The sequence below is a fragment of the Rhodanobacter sp. FW106-PBR-R2A-2-24 genome (genome assembly GCF_058789615.1).
In genome coordinates this window covers 1,874,419-1,893,982 of the sequence record NZ_JBYTBV010000002.1, presented here as the reverse complement: position 1 = coordinate 1,893,982, position 19,564 = coordinate 1,874,419, and the positions used below count along the sequence as shown (strand labels likewise).

Below are 19,564 nucleotides of genomic sequence, written 5' to 3'. Positions count from 1 at the left end.
CATTGGTCGCGCCCTCACGGGCGCGCGGATTGAAACACGCCGATCATGTAAGTGCCTTCGGAAAGACCGTAGTCGCGCCCTCACGGGCGCGCGGATTGAAACGTCAATCTGACGGCCGGCGCGGTGTATCCCGATTGTCGCGCCCTCACGGGCGCGCGGATTGAAACTCGCTGGTGAGGGCGCGGGTGAGCTTGTCTCGCCGTCGCGCCCTCACGGGCGCGCGGATTGAAACGCCAACTCGGTCGGCGAAACCATCACCAAGACCCGGTCGCGCCCTCACGGGCGCGCGGATTGAAACATCGCGGCCATGGATGCGCTGCTGCCCATCCTCGCGTCGCGCCCTCACGGGCGCGCGGATTGAAACGTGAAGGAGCGCGTGATGGCCGTCAATGCGCTGATGTCGCGCCCTCACGGGCGCGCGGATTGAAACGTCAATCTGACGGCCGGCGCGGTGTATCCCGATGTCGCGCCCTCACGGGCGCGCGGATTGAAACGTTTACAACCTCGGCGAGCACAATCTTGAGCGCTCGTCGCGCCCTCACGGGCGCGCGGATTGAAACGCACTCGCGGCAGTCGATGTCGGGTTGCGCTTTCATGTCGCGCCCTCACGGGCGCGCGGATTGAAACTCGCGCTGGCACTCCGGCACCGAAGGCGTCCAGTGGTCGCGCCCTCACGGGCGCGCGGATTGAAACGACATTGAGGACGTCCGCGCCGAGCAATCCCTGATGTCGCGCCCTCACGGGCGCGCGGATTGAAACAGCTATCTGACCCTGCTGGCCACCGCGTTCGCGCACGTCGCGCCCTCACGGGCGCGCGGATTGAAACCCGGGGCGCACGTCGCGTGAGTTGTGTGAGCGCACGTCGCGCCCTCACGGGCGCGCGGATTGAAACCGCGCGATTGCCGACCGCGAGCCGTTCGCCAACTGTCGCGCCCTCACGGGCGCGCGGATTGAAACCAGGACGGCCTGCGCGCCAAGCTCGGCTTCCGCGCGTCGCGCCCTCACGGGCGCGCGGATTGAAACACGCTGTCTGCAACGACATCGCCAAGCAACGTCAGGTCGCGCCCTCACGGGCGCGCGGATTGAAACGGTGAACGTCGGCTGCTGGTCAACACGCTGGCAGGTCGCGCCCTCACGGGCGCGCGGATTGAAACTGGATTTCCTGATGACCCCAAGTCAAGACGCCATGTCGCGCCCTCACGGGCGCGCGGATTGAAACACGCCGTCTGCAACGACATCGCCAAGCAACGTCAGTCGCGCCCTCACGGGCGCGCGGATTGAAACCTGCAGAACGCCAAGGTCAACGGCGAGCAGGCGGCGTCGCGCCCTCACGGGCGCGCGGATTGAAACTCAACGAGGAAGGAAGCATCACCATGCGACAGGACGTCGCGCCCTCACGGGCGCGCGGATTGAAACCGCGTGTGGACGATGGCCGCAGGGGCGGTGCTGCCGTCGCGCCCTCACGGGCGCGCGGATTGAAACACGCTGTCTGCAACGACATCGCCAAGCAACGTCAGGTCGCGCCCTCACGGGCGCGCGGATTGAAACGATTCGTACAATGGGGTTGACGCTCGCCACCACTAGTCGCGCCCTCACGGGCGCGCGGATTGAAACTCGCTTGCCGCTCCGCGCCCGTTGCGGGGCGCGGGTCGCGCCCTCACGGGCGCGCGGATTGAAACCTCCCCGAGGAAGAGGCTGTCATCACGAACACCTATCGTCGCGCCCTCACGGGCGCGCGGATTGAAACAAGCCGAGCCGGGACGGCATCGCGGACGCGCTGGGGTCGCGCCCTCACGGGCGCGCGGATTGAAACGAGCCGCCGCGACTCTGTGGCGACGACACGCTGTCGTCGCGCCCTCACGGGCGCGCGGATTGAAACGGCTTATGGAGTGGTGTCTGTCCTTTGCACCACCGGTGTCGCGCCCTCACGGGCGCGCGGATTGAAACATCGGGTCGGAATACAAGCTCCTGCCGCTGTCCGGTCGCGCCCTCACGGGCGCGCGGATTGAAACGCTGCCGCTCACAGCAGCGGCGATTCGCGGCCCTGTCGCGCCCTCACGGGCGCGCGGATTGAAACGACCTCGCCATCATGCACCCGGAATGCACGCATCGTCGCGCCCTCACGGGCGCGCGGATTGAAACTCATGCCGCCACCCCCGTCAGCCTGCGCTGCCACAGTCGCGCCCTCACGGGCGCGCGGATTGAAACCGCACGATGCGAAACCTGAAGCCAAGGTGCATAAATGGTCGCGCCCTCACGGGCGCGCGGATTGAAACCGACACGCCCGACAAGGGGTGACCCCATGAAGCGTCGCGCCCTCACGGGCGCGCGGATTGAAACTCTCTGCTTGACCGCCTCAAGATGAGATGGGTTGACGTCGCGCCCTCACGGGCGCGCGGATTGAAACGTGCGCGTCTTGCTGCGCATTTCGCTGGGATATGGTCGCGCCCTCACGGGCGCGCGGATTGAAACCGGTAGTACGGGTAGGGGAGAGGGCGCATGAGTCAGTCGCGCCCTCACGGGCGCGCGGATTGAAACGCGCACAACACATTCAGCGCATGGCCGAGCGCGCAGTCGCGCCCTCACGGGCGCGCGGATTGAAACATCAGTCAACGGGATCAAATTACGCATTTTCGTGTCGCGCCCTCACGGGCGCGCGGATTGAAACGTGCCGTCGGTGCAAGGATCAAGCGTGAATCCAAGTCGCGCCCTCACGGGCGCGCGGATTGAAACCCGTGATCTCCGCGCGTCCCTCGGCTGGGGGTGGTCGCGCCCTCACGGGCGCGCGGATTGAAACGTGATACAGACCGGGTTTTTTGTGCCTGTGGTGCGTCGCGCCCTCACGGGCGCGCGGATTGAAACTCGGGCTGTACGGCATTGCCCAGCAGGTGAAGGCCGTCGCGCCCTCACGGGCGCGCGGATTGAAACTACGGCGCGAGGATCACTCACCATCGCCATCGAACGTCGCGCCCTCACGGGCGCGCGGATTGAAACTTCCTGCTCTGCACGCTCGGCCGCATCTTCCACGTCGCGCCCTCACGGGCGCGCGGATTGAAACGCTGCATCTCGCGCAGCTTGGCCACCAGGATGGGGTCGCGCCCTCACGGGCGCGCGGATTGAAACACGGCTTGGCCGTACTCGCCGCCGGAGCGGGCTGGGTCGCGCCCTCACGGGCGCGCGGATTGAAACCTTGTTTGATCTTCCTCGTCACCGCATCCGCGTCGTCGCGCCCTCACGGGCGCGCGGATTGAAACGCGACATGGCCTACGGCAAGGCGCCGGACTACGCGGGTCGCGCCCTCACGGGCGCGCGGATTGAAACGACGTCGGTTCCGGCGGGGTGCCGGAGTTGACACCGCGTCGCGCCCTCACGGGCGCGCGGATTGAAACATGTCGATGCAGAAAACCGAAGCGCGGGCCGAGTAGTCGCGCCCTCACGGGCGCGCGGATTGAAACGGCGATTCTCCGATGCGTGCGACATCGTGCGTCTGGTCGCGCCCTCACGGGCGCGCGGATTGAAACGAGAATGTCGATGTACGTGCCGACCAAGTTTGCCGGTCGCGCCCTCACGGGCGCGCGGATTGAAACTAGCAGTGACGGCTACGTGTCTGAGGGCGAGGGCGTCGCGCCCTCACGGGCGCGCGGATTGAAACTGATGACCGCCCCTGACCTGATCGCGGAGCTGTCGTCGCGCCCTCACGGGCGCGCGGATTGAAACGCGTCATCGCGGCGAGCTACGCGAGCGCGCCGATCGTCGCGCCCTCACGGGCGCGCGGATTGAAACCACGACCGCGACACCAGAGACTGCGGATGCCGCGTCGCGCCCTCACGGGCGCGCGGATTGAAACTTATGACGGTTCGGCATAAGCCCTGCGCTGCGCTAGTCGCGCCCTCACGGGCGCGCGGATTGAAACCGCCGCGCGATGCAGCCGGACGGTGCTGCACTGCTGTCGCGCCCTCACGGGCGCGCGGATTGAAACAACGCCGCCACCAGCGGTACGCGCGACGGTGCCAGTCGCGCCCTCACGGGCGCGCGGATTGAAACTAGCAATACTGGGGAGGATTGAGCATGGCCGATGGTCGCGCCCTCACGGGCGCGCGGATTGAAACTTGTCGCTCATCGCGGCTGCCCCAGTTGTCTAATGTCGCGCCCTCACGGGCGCGCGGATTGAAACTGGATGATGTCGTCCATCAAGTCCTTCACCCATTGTCGCGCCCTCACGGGCGCGCGGATTGAAACACCACTCGCGGCACGACTGGCTGGGCGCTGGCGCAAGGTCGCGCCCTCACGGGCGCGCGGATTGAAACCTGCGCGGCCTTGGCAGCGGACTCCTGCTCCTGCGGTCGCGCCCTCACGGGCGCGCGGATTGAAACCACACTTCGTCCATCGTGAAGTGCTGCCAAGGAAGTCGCGCCCTCACGGGCGCGCGGATTGAAACAACCTGTTGGTGGCCCTGGCCGCTACGATCTCGCGTCGCGCCCTCACGGGCGCGCGGATTGAAACTTCTGGAACGTGGCGAGCGAGTAATTCGCGCCCAGTCGCGCCCTCACGGGCGCGCGGATTGAAACATCTCTCACCCCTACGTCAGCGACAAGCCGCGCAAGGGTCGCGCCCTCACGGGCGCGCGGATTGAAACATCTCTCACCCCTACGTCAGCGACAAGCCGCGCAAGGTCGCGCCCTCACGGGCGCGCGGATTGAAACATCGGTAGTAGTCCTGTCGGTTGACGCGCGGCGCCTGGTCGCGCCCTCACGGGCGCGCGGATTGAAACCACTCAACCCGAGTGCGCCGAAGGTCATCGACGGGGTCGCGCCCTCACGGGCGCGCGGATTGAAACGCCGAATCGTTCGACGAAATAATCTCTATGGCATGTCGCGCCCTCACGGGCGCGCGGATTGAAACATCCGCTCGCCGGACAAGGATCACGATTGGTCGGTCGCGCCCTCACGGGCGCGCGGATTGAAACTGGAGCGTGTACACGCTCCACCCTTCCGTAACTGGTCGCGCCCTCACGGGCGCGCGGATTGAAACAAAATGTGGTCGCAACTTTGCAGCGTGACGAAAAGTCGCGCCCTCACGGGCGCGCGGATTGAAACATGCCGCACTCCTCATCGAAGCAATCGCCTGAGGTCGCGCCCTCACGGGCGCGCGGATTGAAACGTCTCCACGTTCGGCTCCGCTGCAGGAACGATCCTGTCGCGCCCTCACGGGCGCGCGGATTGAAACTGGAAGAACGATGTCGGTCAGATCGTGACGCGCGAGTCGCGCCCTCACGGGCGCGCGGATTGAAACCAGCCCTGCCGCATGCACTCCGCGAACACGTTGCCGTCGCGCCCTCACGGGCGCGCGGATTGAAACAGGCTGGCGATGTATTCCTCGTCACGCTCCACCCGTCGCGCCCTCACGGGCGCGCGGATTGAAACAAGCGCGAGTGGGACGACAAGGCGGAGACATGGTTGTCGCGCCCTCACGGGCGCGCGGATTGAAACAACGTCTACAACTGCACGGCAGCGGTGGGCGTGATGTCGCGCCCTCACGGGCGCGCGGATTGAAACACGTCCAGCGCAACTCCGGCAATCTGTGCGCATGGTCGCGCCCTCACGGGCGCGCGGATTGAAACACGGCGCTGCGCTACGTGTTCGCCGTGATAGGCAGGTCGCGCCCTCACGGGCGCGCGGATTGAAACTTGACCCACACCAGCGGGACGAAGCCGAGGTTGTGTCGCGCCCTCACGGGCGCGCGGATTGAAACTGGACAGCGTGGCAGGCGATCCGCGATGCGTGTCGGTCGCGCCCTCACGGGCGCGCGGATTGAAACCGCAATTCCGTCCGCACCATCGCGGAGCTGCTGGCGTCGCGCCCTCACGGGCGCGCGGATTGAAACACGCCATTGGTGTGTCCACGGATGTAGCCGGACGGTCGCGCCCTCACGGGCGCGCGGATTGAAACTGGCCCATGCCGCGATGCAGGTTGCTGTGGCTCGTCGCGCCCTCACGGGCGCGCGGATTGAAACCCACTCCCTTGATAGTTTCCGGAGCCTCGTCGCCGTCGCGCCCTCACGGGCGCGCGGATTGAAACCTTGCGCCCCTTGTCCGTGGCAACGTTGGGGACGAGTCGCGCCCTCACGGGCGCGCGGATTGAAACCAGCCACGGCACGATGGCGCCACTGGCGGCGAGGGTCGCGCCCTCACGGGCGCGCGGATTGAAACTTTCCACGAGCTTCGGCGATTCTCCGATGCGTGCGTCGCGCCCTCACGGGCGCGCGGATTGAAACTGTTTCACCACGCCGGAAGTGATGTAGCCCTGCATGTCGCGCCCTCACGGGCGCGCGGATTGAAACCGGAAACGGTGACGGCTCTGGCGGCGTCCATGAAGGTCGCGCCCTCACGGGCGCGCGGATTGAAACGGGGCGTGTATCGCGTAGACCATGATGTTGGACAGTCGCGCCCTCACGGGCGCGCGGATTGAAACAGGGCTTTGGTGATGCCTGCCACCGTGTTGCCGTGTCGCGCCCTCACGGGCGCGCGGATTGAAACGAGACTCTCCCTTATGCCGACTAGCAGGGTCAAGGTCGCGCCCTCACGGGCGCGCGGATTGAAACGTACTCTCCGACGCGCAGGTGCGGTACTGGATGAGTCGCGCCCTCACGGGCGCGCGGATTGAAACGCTTTCAGCTATCCGCCCACTCCGTTCATCAAGCGTCGCGCCCTCACGGGCGCGCGGATTGAAACAGCAAAGACCGGCCGCTGCTGATGGAGCGCCTCGGGTCGCGCCCTCACGGGCGCGCGGATTGAAACCTCGACGCCGAACACGCCCGCGAGCGGATGGCAAGTCGCGCCCTCACGGGCGCGCGGATTGAAACCGAGATAGCTTTCCGCTCGGCCTCTTGTGGCCAAGTCGCGCCCTCACGGGCGCGCGGATTGAAACGAGGCCGTGGCATCGCTTGAGCGGTGCGTCCTCGTCGCGCCCTCACGGGCGCGCGGATTGAAACCCCTGCATGGCTTCGCGGATCGCGGCGACCTCCGGGTCGCGCCCTCACGGGCGCGCGGATTGAAACGAGGCCGTTGCATCGCTTGAGCGGTGCGTCCTCGTCGCGCCCTCACGGGCGCGCGGATTGAAACGTGCACAACACATTCAGCGCATGGCCGAGCGCGCGTCGCGCCCTCACGGGCGCGCGGATTGAAACATCGCCAACGGCGTGGTAAGCCATAACACCCGCTGGTCGCGCCCTCACGGGCGCGCGGATTGAAACGCGGCGCGGGTGCAGGCCGGCCGCGTGCATGTGCGTCGCGCCCTCACGGGCGCGCGGATTGAAACTCGTCGTCCGTTGCGCTTACCCATCGCCTGTGTCGGTGTCGCGCCCTCACGGGCGCGCGGATTGAAACCGTGTTGTCGACGCGATAGAAGTGGATGGTGACCCGTCGCGCCCTCACGGGCGCGCGGATTGAAACACGCGGCGGCGATGCTCGGCCTCGGCCGAACCCACGTCGCGCCCTCACGGGCGCGCGGATTGAAACCGCATGACTACGACGGCCGCAGCGGGCCGGTGAGTCGCGCCCTCACGGGCGCGCGGATTGAAACGCGGCAACGTCCGCGCCCGTGTCGCCGCGGGCGTGGTCGCGCCCTCACGGGCGCGCGGATTGAAACGTCACGGCCTGCCCGATGTCGGGATAGTCGGCGGTGTCGCGCCCTCACGGGCGCGCGGATTGAAACGAGTGATCCAAGACCACTCCGCCCGAAATGACCGGTCGCGCCCTCACGGGCGCGCGGATTGAAACGAGGAATCGGGGGTCATCCTGCGCACCACGAGTGGCGTCGCGCCCTCACGGGCGCGCGGATTGAAACCATGGCCCGAAGTCTTGCCCCGCCGAGTCTCTCAAGTCGCGCCCTCACGGGCGCGCGGATTGAAACGACTGCCGCTCTGCGCCTGTTGCGGGCCGCTCTGGTCGCGCCCTCACGGGCGCGCGGATTGAAACCCGTTGACGTGCGTGGGGCTGCCGCCATGATTCAGTCGCGCCCTCACGGGCGCGCGGATTGAAACAACGCTGGATTGCTCTCCCCGAAGGACGCAAAAGTCGCGCCCTCACGGGCGCGCGGATTGAAACATGTAGCCCGGCGTACTTGGCAAAGCTGGGAATAGTCGCGCCCTCACGGGCGCGCGGATTGAAACGAGCGTGTCCGCAAAGGCCTTGGCGTCCCGCTGCGGTCGCGCCCTCACGGGCGCGCGGATTGAAACTCCTGCTCATGCGTAGCCTAACCAGGCGCTCAAGCGTCGCGCCCTCACGGGCGCGCGGATTGAAACCTCGATGGAGGCGCCCGCTACGTCAGCCGGGCGCCGTCGCGCCCTCACGGGCGCGCGGATTGAAACATCGTTTCTGTCTCCACAGACGCGCGAATACCGTCAGGTCGCGCCCTCACGGGCGCGCGGATTGAAACCGCGTCTGACCGTGTTGTATCGGACAGTCAACGAGGCGTCGCGCCCTCACGGGCGCGCGGATTGAAACAACGACGTTTATACGTGGCAGAACAGCGCGGGATGTCGCGCCCTCACGGGCGCGCGGATTGAAACCTCACCGAGGACGAGCAGCAGAGCGTCCGCGCCAGTCGCGCCCTCACGGGCGCGCGGATTGAAACAAGGGTGGCCGCATCATCGAGCCATCGGCGGGCAGTCGCGCCCTCACGGGCGCGCGGATTGAAACTCGCGAGCTGGTATCCGCCCACGGGGGCGAAGCTTGGTCGCGCCCTCACGGGCGCGCGGATTGAAACGTCTACGACCGCTGGGAGAAAGCCCCAGCGGACGGTCGCGCCCTCACGGGCGCGCGGATTGAAACATCGGCGCGGAATACAAGTTCCTGCCGCTGTCCGGTCGCGCCCTCACGGGCGCGCGGATTGAAACGCGGGGATGCTCAGCACCTCCCACGTCTGGCCGTGTCGCGCCCTCACGGGCGCGCGGATTGAAACATCCTCGAACCCGTCCGTCACGTGGTCACGATCACGTCGCGCCCTCACGGGCGCGCGGATTGAAACGGGTCGCGCCGAACAGGGTGGCGATGTTCGCGTGTCGCGCCCTCACGGGCGCGCGGATTGAAACTCGACGATCAGACCGTCGCGCTGGCGAAGCCCGAGTCGCGCCCTCACGGGCGCGCGGATTGAAACATCCACGCAGCGAAATCGCGCTCACGAAGCGCCGTCGCGCCCTCACGGGCGCGCGGATTGAAACGGTTGCTTTCGGCGCTGGCGGCGCTGGCTTGTATGGTCGCGCCCTCACGGGCGCGCGGATTGAAACAACCTTGACGATTTTAGCAGCCCATGGGCAGGCTGGTCGCGCCCTCACGGGCGCGCGGATTGAAACAACGACGTTTATACGTGGCAGAACAGCGCGGGATCGTCGCGCCCTCACGGGCGCGCGGATTGAAACGGTCTCCTTGTTTCGCCTCGCCGGGGTGGCTGGCGTCGCGCCCTCACGGGCGCGCGGATTGAAACGACGGGGTGGTGATCGCGCGTTGTGCCGAGCACTAGTCGCGCCCTCACGGGCGCGCGGATTGAAACTTCGCTATCGGCAGGCGCTTCATGGCCGTGCATCGTCGCGCCCTCACGGGCGCGCGGATTGCAATTTGCGGCGTCGCCTTCGCCATCCGCAGCTCTGGTTACGCTTTCACTCCCTGCCCACCGGCTTGGCCGTGCCCTTGGCCAGCACCGCGTCGAGCAGTTGATCCATCGCGGCGTTGGCTTGGTCGGCGGTGGCCTTGATCTGGTTGTCTTGGGCGGTGAGTTGCTGGTCGAGTTTGGCTTGTTCGGCGTCGCGCGCGCGTTGGCGGTCGGCCTGTTTTGCCTGTGTGGCGGCCTGGCGGCGGGTGAGGTCGGTTTGCTGCGTGGCGAGGGCTTGCTGTTTGGCGGCGATGTCGCGCTGTTGCGCCTGGTCGGCGTCGCGGGCGGTGGCGGCGAGTTGGCGCGATTGCGCGGCGAGGCGGGCTTGCTCGCGTGCCAGCTCGGCCTGGTGGCGCGCGAGTTCGGCGTGTTGCCGGGCGATCTCCACGTTGCGGTTGGCCACCGCGCGCTGCTGCGCGGCGAGCGCGATCTGCTGGTGCGAGAGCTTCTGCAGCGGGGCCATGATGGCTTGGGCGTGCGCGATGGTGGCGGCGTCGTGGGTGAGGTAGGCCTGGTCGCCACGACGTATCCACAGCAGCGGGGCGCCAGTCTTGGGCAGGTGTTCGATGGCTGCGGCATCGGCTGGCAGGCCGCGCACGGTGAGGTGGTGGCCGTCGAACAGCGCATAGCCCTGCTTCAGGTGCGGGTCGATGTCGATATCGATGCTGCTGGCATGGAAGCCGAAGTCGGGCGCGGGTGGCGGCAGTGGCGGTGTGGGTGGTACGGGCGGCGGAGGTGGCGGCGGCGGGGGTGATGCGGCGCCCGGCAGGGGTGGCGACACGTTCGGAACGAGCGGAACGGGTGGTGCGGGTGGTGGCGGGGGCGGCGTCCAGGTCGTGTTGGCGTGGGCGGGTGTCTGGCTGGATGGGGTGGTCGTGGCGTGGTCGCTCGCCACCACGCGGTAGGGCAGCACGCCGGCCAGTGCGACCAGTGCGACGAGTGGCCAGCTACGGGTGCGCGGCATGGCCGTGGAAGTTTGTTGCAGCATGACGAGTCGCCTCCGCAGGTTGTGGAAGGTGGAGGATGCGCCGGCCAGGCCGGCCGGTGGTGGGTGGGCCACGCCCAGTTGCAGCAGCAGGCGGCCGTAGTCCTGCGGCGCGGCGCGCTGTTGTTCGATGGCGAGTGCATCGCAGGCGGCTTCGCGGTGAAGCGCGTATTCGCGCAGCGCCCAGAGCAGCAGAGGGTGGAAGCAGAACAGCCGCGCGGCCAGCGCGGGTATCCAGCCCAGCCACAGGTCGCTGCGCTGGAGATGCGCCAGCTCGTGGGCCAGCGCCAGCGCGGCGCCTTCGCGGGTCAGCGTGTGCCGCGCCGGCCACAACACCACCGGATGCCAGAGGCCGCAGACCTGGGGCGAGTTGATGGTGGGCGAGACGAGGATGGCGGGCACCCGGCGCAGGCCGAGCGCGCGGGCCTGGCGTGCGCAGTGATCCTGCAGGGCGGCGGCCACGGTCGGCTGCGCGTCGCGGCGCAGCCGTCGCGCCTGGCGGTGTTCGCGGATCAGTGCGGGCAGTTGCGCCAGCAGCAGGGCCAGCCACGCGGCGAGCAGGGCGCTGCGCCAGTGGCTGGCCACTCCGTCGGATGCCGCCGTCGCGGCCGGCAGTGGCACGCGCGCCGTCGTGACGTGGCCTGGCGTGGCGGCCGGCGCGCCGGTCGCGGGGTTCGTGTCATGGGTGGGTGCCGCCACGGTGGCTTCGATGGCTGCCGGCGCCAGCAGCGGCAGGCGGATCGGCGCCTGCCAGGTCAGTCCCAGCAGCGCTTGCAGGCCGACCAGCCACCACAGCGCGCAGCGCGCGGCGGCGGGCAGGCGCGGCACGGCGCGGATCAGCAGCAGCACCACGCCGGTCAGCGCGGCGGCTTGCAGCGAGGTCCAGGCAAGCCGTTCGAGCAGCAGGGCGGCGAAGGTATCGAGCGTCGTCATCTCATTTCTCCCGGCGCGTGGTCTTGAGCTGTTTCACCAGCGCCTGCAGCTCGGCCAGCTCGGCGTCGCTCACCTCGCCGCGTTCGGCCATCCACGCCACGAAGGGCGATACCGAGCCGCTCAGCGTGTTCTCCACGAAGCTGCCCACGGCGTGACGCATCGCCTCGCCGGGGCCGGTGGCGGTGCTGTAGCGATACACGCCCTGCACCTGGCGGCGCTTCAGGTAAGCCTTGGCGCGCAGGCGTTCCATCATCGTCAGCACGGTGGAACGGGCCAGTCCCTGCGCCTCGCCGAAGCTGGCGGCCACCTCGCCCACCGAGGCCGGTTCGTGCGCGGCGAGGTGGCGCAGCAGGGCGAGTTCCTGGTCGCCGATGGAGGGTCGTGGCATGGCTGGGTGTCCATTGACTACAGATGTAGCCAAGCTACGCCTGGCGACAGCTGTAGTCAAGCCTGTCGCGCGGCGGCGGTCGGGCCGCCCGGCGTGGCGCCGCGCCGCGTGCCCTGCCATCGCCTATCATGCTCGGACGGGTGTGTCGGCCGGTGGGGTGAATCGTGTTCGTGCATGTGGAAACGCGGCGGCGGCGGCAATGGCAGTGGGCCACGCCGCTGATCGTGACGCTGTGCGTGGTGTGCTTCGTGGGGCTGGCGATGATGCCGCCGACGCAGCGCATCGCGGCGTTGCAGGCCTGGGGCACGGTGCCGGCGAACATCTTCAGCGCGCACGAGCCGCTGTGGCCGCAGCTCACCGATCCGGCGTTGCTGCGCCTGTTCACCGCGCTGTTCATCCATGTGACCTGGCTGCACCTGCTGGGCAATCTGCTGTTCCTGATGATCTTCGGCCTGCCGGGCGAGCGCGCGCTGGGTTCGCTGCGTTTCCTGCTGCTGTTCGTGCTGGGCGGGATGGTGGCGAACCTGATCGGCGCGCTGTCGCTGGCAGGCGTGCATTTGCCGATCATCGGCTGCAGTGGCGCGGTGTCGGCGGTGGTCGGCACTTACGTGGCGCTGTTCCCGCGCGCGCGCCTCGGCCTGGTGCTGCCGCTGGGCTTGTATCTGGAGTTCGTGCGCGTGCCGGCCTTCCTGCTCATCGGCATCTGGGTACTGCTGCAGTTGCTCTTCAGCTACGCCGGGCCGAGTTACGGCGCCTACGTGTGGTGGGCGCACATCGGCGGCTTCGTGTTCGGGCTGGCGTTTGCGCTGGTGTCGCGCGAGGCGATCATGCGTCGCCTGCGCCGCTGAAGAGCGGGTTTCAGCGCACCGGCAGGCTCTGCACGAAGCGCTGCAGCAGACCGCGCGCGGCGGGCGTGGCGGCCACCGCCAGGTAGCTTTGCCTGGGGTCGAGGCCTTCGCGCTGCATGTCGGCGCGCTTGCGGCGGATGTAGGCGCGCATCACCTCGGCGCTGAATTCGGGGTGGAACTGCGAGCTGAGCGCGCGCGGGCCGTAGCGCAGCAGCTGGTGCGGGTCGCGCGCGGAGCGTGCCAGCACGGTGGCGCCGGGCGGGGCTTCGAGCACGCTTTGCAGGTGGGTGGTGTGGGCGCGGAAGCGGCTGGGCAGCGTGTCGGCCAGCGCGTCGCCAGCGGCGTCATCGAGTTTCTGGATGGCTTGCGTGCCGATCTCGCGGCCGCCGGGCAGGTAGTCGACGCGTCCGCCCAGCGCATGCGCCATCAGCTGGTGGCCGAAGCACACGCCGAACAGCGGCAGTTCCACGTCCATGGCGGCGCGAATCCAGCCGGCGGTACGCTCGCTCCAGTCGGCGCGTTCGGTGACCATCGCCGCCGAACCGGTGAGGATGGCGCCGGCAACATCCTGCGGCGGCGGCAGTGCCTCGCCGCGTTCCACGTCGATGGTCTGCACGGCCACCAGCGGCAGGCGCGCGCCGAGGCGGAACCAGTGCGGGAAGTCGCCGTGGCGGGCGCGGATGGCGTCCGGCGCGCGGCCGGTGCGGATGATGAGGACGGGCTTCATGCGGGTTCGGTGTCGATGGTGGTGGCAGGGGGATCGATGGGCGGCAGCACGGCCAGCACCTCCTGTACGGTGGTGAGGCCGCGCGCCACCTGTTCGGCGGCGGAGATGCGCAGTGGCCGCATGCCTTCGGTGAGCGCGGCCTGGCCGAAGTTGCCCAGCTCCATCTGGGCCGACATCAGCGCGCGCAGGCGCGGCGAAACCGGCATCATCTCGTAGATGCCGGTGCGGCCCATGAAGCCGGTGTTGCGGCATTCCAGGCAACCGACCGGCGCGCACACCTTCTCGGGCACGGGCAGCGCCCAGCCGTGGGTGAGCGCGGCCCATTCGTGCGGGTTCTGCGTGGTTTCCCGCTTGCAGTACGGACACAGCGTGCGCACCAGACGCTGCGCCACCACGCCGGTGAGCGTGGACTGGATGAGGTAGTGCGGCACGCCGAGATCGAGCAGGCGCGTCACCGCGCTGGGCGCGTCGTTGGTGTGCAGCGTGGAAAGCACCAGGTGGCCGGTGAGCGAGGCCTGCACCGCCATCTGCGCGGTTTCCAGGTCGCGGATCTCGCCGACCATGATGATGTCGGGGTCTTGCCGCAAGAGGGTGCGCACGCCGGTGGCGAAGTCCAGGTCGATGGAGGGCTGCACCTGCATCTGGTTGAACTCGGGCGACACCATTTCGATCGGGTCTTCCACCGTGCACACGTTCATCGCCGGGGTGGCGAGGTGCTTGAGCGTGGAATACAGCGTGGTGGTCTTGCCCGAGCCGGTGGGGCCGGTGACCAGCACGATGCCGTGCGGGCGTTCCACCATGTGCCGCCATTGCGCCGTCTCGCGCTCGGAGAAGCCGAGCTGCGCGAAGTCCTTCACCACCAGGTCGGGATCGAAGATGCGCAGCACCATCTTCTCGCCGAAGGCGGTGGGCATGCTGGAGACGCGCAGCTCCACCTCGCGGCCGCTGGACGAGCGCGTCTTGATGCGGCCGTCCTGCGGGCGGCGCTTCTCGGCCACGTCCATGCGTGCGAGGATCTTGATGCGTGCGGTGACCGCGCTCATCACCGGCGGTGGCAGCTCGAACACCTTGTGCATCACGCCGTCGATGCGGAAGCGCATCTGCCCGGCTTCGCGGCGCGGTTCCAGGTGGATGTCCGAGGCGCGCTGCTCGAAGGCGTACTGCAAGAGCCAGTCGACGATGTGCACCACGTGGCGGTCGTCGGCGCCGACTTCGCCGCTCTTGCCCAGCTCGACCAGCTGCTCGAAGTTGAGGAGGGCCGAGGTGTCGTAGCCGCCGTTGGCCTTGGCATCCTGCGCCAGCTGGATCGAGCGCTGGACGCCGTAGAACTCCTGCAGGTAGCGGTTGATGTCGATCGGGCTGGCCACCACGCGGTGCACGTCGCGGCGGAGCATGTGCGAGAGATCCTTGGCCCAGGCCGCGTCGAACGGCTCGGCGGTGGCGAAGGTCACTTCGCCCGGCGCCACCGCCACCGGCAGGATGCGGTGGCGACGCGCGTAGGCCTGGCTCACCACCTGGGTGACCGCAGCCACGTTGACCTTCATCGGGTCGATCTTGAGATAGGGCAGCGCGGCATGCGCGGCCAGCCACTCGACGAGGTTCTCCAGGCTGAGCGGTCGCCCCGGTTCGCGCTGGTTGGCCAGCCTGGCGTTGGCGATCAGTACCAGCGGATGCAACTCCACCGTGCTACGGCCGGCACGCGAACCCATGCGCACCTGCTTGGCGTCGTCGGCGGTGACGTAGCCGTCCACCACCAGGGTGGCCAGCAGTTCGTCCAGTTCCAGCCGGCCACGCCGACCGAGCAGGCTGGCGATGTGGGGTGATGCGGCCATGCGGATGAGCTCTCCCGTAGGTGCCGGAACGGCGCCAGAAACCGGCGTGCGGGCACGCTGCGGCTATACTAGCGCGCTTTGATCCGGCGTCACGGAAAACCATGTCCGCACTCACCTTTCAGGATGTGATCCAGACCCTCAACCGCTACTGGGCGGCACAGGGTTGCGTGCTGTTGCAGCCGCTCGACACCGAAGTCGGCGCCGGCACCTTTCATCCCGCCACCTTTCTGCGCGCGCTCGGCCCCGAGCCCTGGGCGGCCGCCTACGTGCAGCCGTCGCGCCGGCCCACCGACGGCCGCTACGGCGAGAACCCCAACCGCCTGCAGCATTACTACCAGTACCAGGTGGTGATGAAGCCGAACCCCGAGAACATCCTCGATCTCTACATCGGCTCGCTGAAGGAGCTGGGCATCGACCCGCTGGTGCACGACCTGCGCTTCGTCGAGGACAACTGGGAATCGCCCACGCTGGGTGCCTGGGGGCTGGGCTGGGAGGTGTGGTTGAACGGCATGGAAGTGACCCAGTTCACCTACTTCCAGCAGGCCGGTGGGCTGGAATGCCGCCCGGTTACCGGCGAGGTCACCTACGGCCTGGAACGCCTCGCCATGTACCTGCAAAATGTAGATAACGTTTTTGATCTTGTCTGGACTGATGGGCCTCGCGGAATCGTCACCTACGGCGACGTGTTCCACCAGAACGAGGTCGAGCAGAGCACCTACAACTTCGAGCACGCCAACGTGGCCAAGCTGCTGGAATGGTTCGACACCTGCGAGGCCACCGCCAACCAGCTGATCGCCGCCAACCTGCCGCTGCCGGCCTACGAGCAGGTGATGAAGGCCAGCCACACCTTCAACCTGCTCGATGCGCGCCGCGCGATCAGTGTCACCGAACGCCAGCGCTACATCCTGCGCGTGCGCACGCTGTCGCGCGCGGTGGCCGAAACCTACGTGGCGCAGCGCGAGAAGCTCGGCTTTCCGGGCCTGAAGAACACCAAGGAGCAGGCCGCATGAGCGCCGCCAAGTCACTGTTGATCGAGCTGGGCACCGAGGAACTGCCGCCCAAGGCGCTGGACGAGCTCTCCGCCGCCTTCGCCCACGGCATCGCCGAGGGACTGAAGAAGCGCGGCATCGAGGCGGCGCTGGAGGAGGCGAAGGCGTATTGCTCGCCGCGGCGTTTGGCCGTCCATATACCGCGCGTGGCGGAGCTGCAGCCGGCGCAGGCCATCGAGCGTCGCGGCCCGGCGGTCAGCGCCGCGCTGGATGCGCAGGGGCAGCCGTCCAAGGCGCTGGTCGGCTTCGCACAGTCCTGCGGCGTAACGGTGGAGCAGCTGGAAAAACTCGAAACCGACAAGGGCGCGTGGTTCGTGTTCCGCGCGGTCAAACCCGGCCAGCCGCTGGCGGCGCTGCTGCCGGAGGTTGTGGACGAGGCGCTGAAGGCGCTGCCGATCCCGCGCCCGATGCGCTGGGCCGATCACGACTACGCCTTCGTGCGCCCGGCGCACTGGCTGGTGATGCTGCACGGCGCCGCCATCGTCGAAGGCTCGGTGCTGGGCCTCGCCAGCGGGCGCAAGTCGCGCGGCCACCGCTACATGCACCCCAATCCCGTGCATGTGTCGGACGCCGACGGCTGGCTGGATGCGCTGCGCAGCGCCAAGGTGCTGGCCGACCCGGCCGAACGCCGAGCGCGCGTGCGCGACGAGGTGGCGCGCGCGGCGCAGGAAACCGGCGGTGTGCCGCGCCTCTCCGATGAGCTCCTGAACGAGATCGCCAACCTGGTCGAGTGGCCGGTGGCGATCGCCTGCAGCTTCGAGCGCCGCTTTCTTGCCGTACCGCCCGAAGCGCTGGTCACCACCATGGAGACCAACCAGAAATTCGTGCCAGTGTTCGACGCGGATGGCCGGCTCACCGAACACTTCATCGGCCTGGCCAACATCGAATCGACGAACCCGGCCGAGGTTCGCAAGGGCTACGAGCGGGTGATACGCCCGCGTTTCGCCGACGCCAAGTTCTTCTGGGACGAGGATCTGAAAACCCCGCTGGTCAGTTACCAGGAGCCGCTCAAGGGCGTCACCTACCAGCAGGCGCTGGGCAGCCTGTGGGACAAGAGCTGCCGCGTGGCCGAGCTGGCACGCATCGTTGCCGGCCGGCTGGGGCTGGACGGCGGCGCCGCCACCCGCGCGGCCGCGCTCTCCAAGTGCGACCTGCTGACCCGCATGGTGGGCGAGTTCCCCGAGCTGCAGGGCGTGATGGGCCGCTACAGCGCCGCTCACGACGGCGAGCAGGCCGATATCGCCCAAGCGCTGGACAGCTACTACCAGCCACGCAACGCCGGTGACGGCATCGCCGCCGACAAGCTGGGCCAGGTGCTGGCCGTGGCCGAACGGCTCGACACGCTCGCCGGCATCTTCGCGGTGGGGCTGAAACCCTCGGGCAACAAGGATCCGTTCGCGCTGCGCCGCGCCGCGCTGGGCCTGGCGCGCACCGTGATCGAAGGCGGCCTGGGGCTGGACCTACGTGCGTTGTTCATCGAGGCGCTGGAACTCATCCCCGACGCCGCCTTCGCCGCCAGCGTGAAACCGGGCAAGGACGGCAAGCTGCCGCCGGTCGACGCGGGCGCGCGTCGCGGCGTGCTGGCGGTGGAACTGCACGATTTCGTACTCGACCGCCTGCGCGGCTACTACGCCGAGCGCGACTGCCCGGCCGATGCCTTCGAGGCGGTGCTGGCGGTGACGCCGGAAACCCTGCCCGATTTCGACCGCCGCCTGCACGCGGTGGTGGCTTTCCGCGACCTGCCCGAGGCGGCCAGCCTCGCCGCCGCGAACAAGCGCGTGGCCAACCTCCTGCGCAAGCAGGTGGAGGAAGGCGGCGCTGCCGTGCCGGCCAGCGCGCTCGACCCGGCGCACTTCGAGCACGCTGCCGAGCGCGCGCTCGCGGCGGCGTTGGAAGCGGCGCAGGCGGAATCCATGCCGGCGCTGCGTGCGGGCGATTACGAGCACGTGTTGAAACGCCTCGCGCAGCTGCAGGCGCCGGTGGATGCGTTCTTCGAAGGCGTGCTGGTCAATGCCGAGAACCCTGCCGTGCGCAAGAACCGCCTCGCCCTGCTGGCGCGGCTGGCCGCGGCCTTCGGCGAAGTAGCCGACATCGCCTTGCTACGGGGCTGACAGGCAGGACGCCGACACCCACACGGCGGCCCTTGCGGGGCCGCCGTGTGGGTGTCGGTCAGCTTGGCGCCGTGACTCAGGCGGTGGTGCGGGCCTTGGCCTCGCGGACGCGCTCGGCCAGCTGGCGGTTGAATTTCAACATCTCGACGGCATTCACGCTGGCGCCATCGGCACCGAGCAGTTGATAGAGCTGGCTGAGCAGGTCGGTGTTCTCGGCCATGGTCAGCGGGCTGTTGGCCAGCTCCAGCTCCGACTGCAGGATCTGCATGGCGGTGTTCAGGCGCTGCGGGTCGACCGCGTTGTCGTTGCGCGGCGTGCTCTGGGCCGTGTGGGCGCTGCGGCCACGCAGGCGTTGTGGCGAGGTGGTTTCCGTGGAGTACTGCGGGTCGTCGCCACCCAGGCCGTTGGGATCGACCTGCAGCGCGGTGCCTTCGCCGGCCACCAGCCACACCAGCGAGATGCCCAGCGTGCGCGCCAGCGTGACGCAGCGCGCGCGCGAGGGGTCGGTATTGCCGTCGCGCCAGCTGCGCACCACCCCCTCGGAGAAACCGCACATGCGGGCGACTTCGGTAGCGCTACCCACGCGCTGGATCAGCAGCTTGATGCGGTCGGCGAAGGTCGACTGCTGGGGATCGTGCGGGGGGCGCTGCGTGTTCATGACGTTCGACTTCAAGGGGATGTGGCCAGTGATCGCAAGAATGCGCGTCTTGCCATCGTACGGACGCGGTGCCAGCGTGAAGCGCGGGTTCAGCGGTGTCGCCATCTTGCGGTCTGGCCCCTGTCAGCAGGCTTTCCTGGCGCGATGGAACCGTAAATCCGTACTATGTACGCAAGATGATAAGTGGCCGCCGTCGCTTCCCGCGCCGGGGTGCCGTCGTCGTTTCGCTCGCATTCACGCAAAAAAGCCGACGCCGGTGGCAAGGTACACCCCCCGACATCCCCATGGGGACGCGTTTGAGCTAAGCTCCCGCATTTCCCCCGGCACGATTCCGTCAAGGCATGCCCATGCCTGGCGGGGCGCGTGCCCGATTCCACCCAGCTACG

At 68.3% G+C, this 19,564-nt stretch carries 8 protein-coding genes and 1 CRISPR repeat array (1 of these 9 cut by a window edge); of the genes, 3 read left to right on the top strand and 5 right to left on the bottom strand.

Features of this window, described 5'->3' with window-relative positions:
* A CRISPR array of direct repeats spans nucleotides 1-9,613; the repeat unit is 31 nt; unit sequence GTCGCGCCCTCACGGGCGCGCGGATTGAAAC; it reaches 2,557 nt to the left of the window's first position.
* A 41-nt stretch (nucleotides 9,614-9,654) separates the two neighbouring features.
* Both AC3WQA_RS09830 and AC3WQA_RS09825 read right to left on the bottom strand, forming a co-directional pair.
* Nucleotides 9,655-11,565, bottom strand: a complete 1,911-nt coding sequence (locus AC3WQA_RS09830) for a M56 family metallopeptidase (RefSeq protein WP_492674880.1) — start codon at nucleotides 11,563-11,565, stop codon at nucleotides 9,655-9,657.
* A 1-nt stretch (nucleotide 11,566) separates the two neighbouring features.
* Nucleotides 11,567-11,953 carry a BlaI/MecI/CopY family transcriptional regulator gene (locus tag AC3WQA_RS09825; RefSeq protein ID WP_492674879.1) on the bottom strand — a complete coding sequence of 129 codons (387 nt, stop codon included), beginning with the start codon at nucleotides 11,951-11,953 and terminating at the stop codon, nucleotides 11,567-11,569.
* A gap of 164 nt (nucleotides 11,954-12,117) precedes the next feature.
* Here AC3WQA_RS09825 and AC3WQA_RS09820 point away from each other — a divergent pair, with 164 nt between their 5' ends.
* On the top strand, nucleotides 12,118-12,801 hold the full coding sequence (locus AC3WQA_RS09820; protein ID WP_492674878.1) for a rhomboid family intramembrane serine protease: 684 nt from the start codon (nucleotides 12,118-12,120) through the stop codon (nucleotides 12,799-12,801).
* Nucleotides 12,802-12,811: 10 nt separating this feature from the next.
* Here AC3WQA_RS09820 and AC3WQA_RS09815 read toward each other — a convergent pair whose 3' ends face one another.
* Both AC3WQA_RS09815 and tfpB read right to left on the bottom strand, forming a co-directional pair.
* Nucleotides 12,812-13,528 carry a glutamine amidotransferase gene (locus AC3WQA_RS09815; protein WP_492674877.1) on the bottom strand — a complete coding sequence of 239 codons (717 nt, stop codon included), beginning with the start codon at nucleotides 13,526-13,528 and terminating at the stop codon, nucleotides 12,812-12,814.
* Complete coding sequence (gene tfpB, locus AC3WQA_RS09810) at nucleotides 13,525-15,360, bottom strand: type IV pilus assembly ATPase TfpB (RefSeq protein ID WP_492674876.1); 1,836 nt, start codon at nucleotides 15,358-15,360, stop codon at nucleotides 13,525-13,527. The genes AC3WQA_RS09815 and tfpB overlap by 4 nt, the downstream gene beginning before the upstream one ends.
* A 101-nt stretch (nucleotides 15,361-15,461) precedes the next feature.
* Here tfpB and glyQ point away from each other — a divergent pair, with 101 nt between their 5' ends.
* Nucleotides 15,462-16,370 (top strand): glycine--tRNA ligase subunit alpha, encoded by a 909-nt coding sequence (gene glyQ / locus AC3WQA_RS09805; RefSeq protein WP_492674875.1) that lies wholly within the window; start codon nucleotides 15,462-15,464, stop codon nucleotides 16,368-16,370.
* Nucleotides 16,367-18,520: a glycine--tRNA ligase subunit beta gene (glyS, locus tag AC3WQA_RS09800; protein ID WP_492674874.1), complete on the top strand. Its 2,154-nt coding sequence runs from the start codon at nucleotides 16,367-16,369 to the stop codon at nucleotides 18,518-18,520. Before glyQ ends, glyS begins: the two co-directional genes overlap by 4 nt.
* 76 nt (nucleotides 18,521-18,596) lie before the next feature.
* On the opposite strand, the gene AC3WQA_RS09795 is transcribed toward glyS, so the two are convergent.
* Complete coding sequence (locus AC3WQA_RS09795; protein WP_492674873.1) at nucleotides 18,597-19,283, bottom strand: helix-turn-helix domain-containing protein; 687 nt, start codon at nucleotides 19,281-19,283, stop codon at nucleotides 18,597-18,599.
* Between the last annotated feature and the right edge of the window lie 281 nt (nucleotides 19,284-19,564).

Bases quoted from the DNA above. Each gene is read 5' to 3' on its own strand.
- AC3WQA_RS09830 (WP_492674880.1), bottom strand. From the start codon at position 11,565: ATGACGACGCTCGATACCTTCGCCGCCCTGCTGCTCGAACGGCTTGCC.
- glyQ (WP_492674875.1), top strand. From the start codon at position 15,462: ATGTCCGCACTCACCTTTCAGGATGTGATCCAGACCCTCAACCGCTAC.
- AC3WQA_RS09815 (WP_492674877.1), bottom strand. From the start codon at position 13,528: ATGAAGCCCGTCCTCATCATCCGCACCGGCCGCGCGCCGGACGCCATC.
- AC3WQA_RS09795 (WP_492674873.1), bottom strand. From the start codon at position 19,283: ATGGCGACACCGCTGAACCCGCGCTTCACGCTGGCACCGCGTCCGTAC.
- tfpB (WP_492674876.1), bottom strand. From the start codon at position 15,360: ATGGCCGCATCACCCCACATCGCCAGCCTGCTCGGTCGGCGTGGCCGG.
- glyS (WP_492674874.1), top strand. From the start codon at position 16,367: ATGAGCGCCGCCAAGTCACTGTTGATCGAGCTGGGCACCGAGGAACTG.
- AC3WQA_RS09825 (WP_492674879.1), bottom strand. From the start codon at position 11,953: ATGCCACGACCCTCCATCGGCGACCAGGAACTCGCCCTGCTGCGCCAC.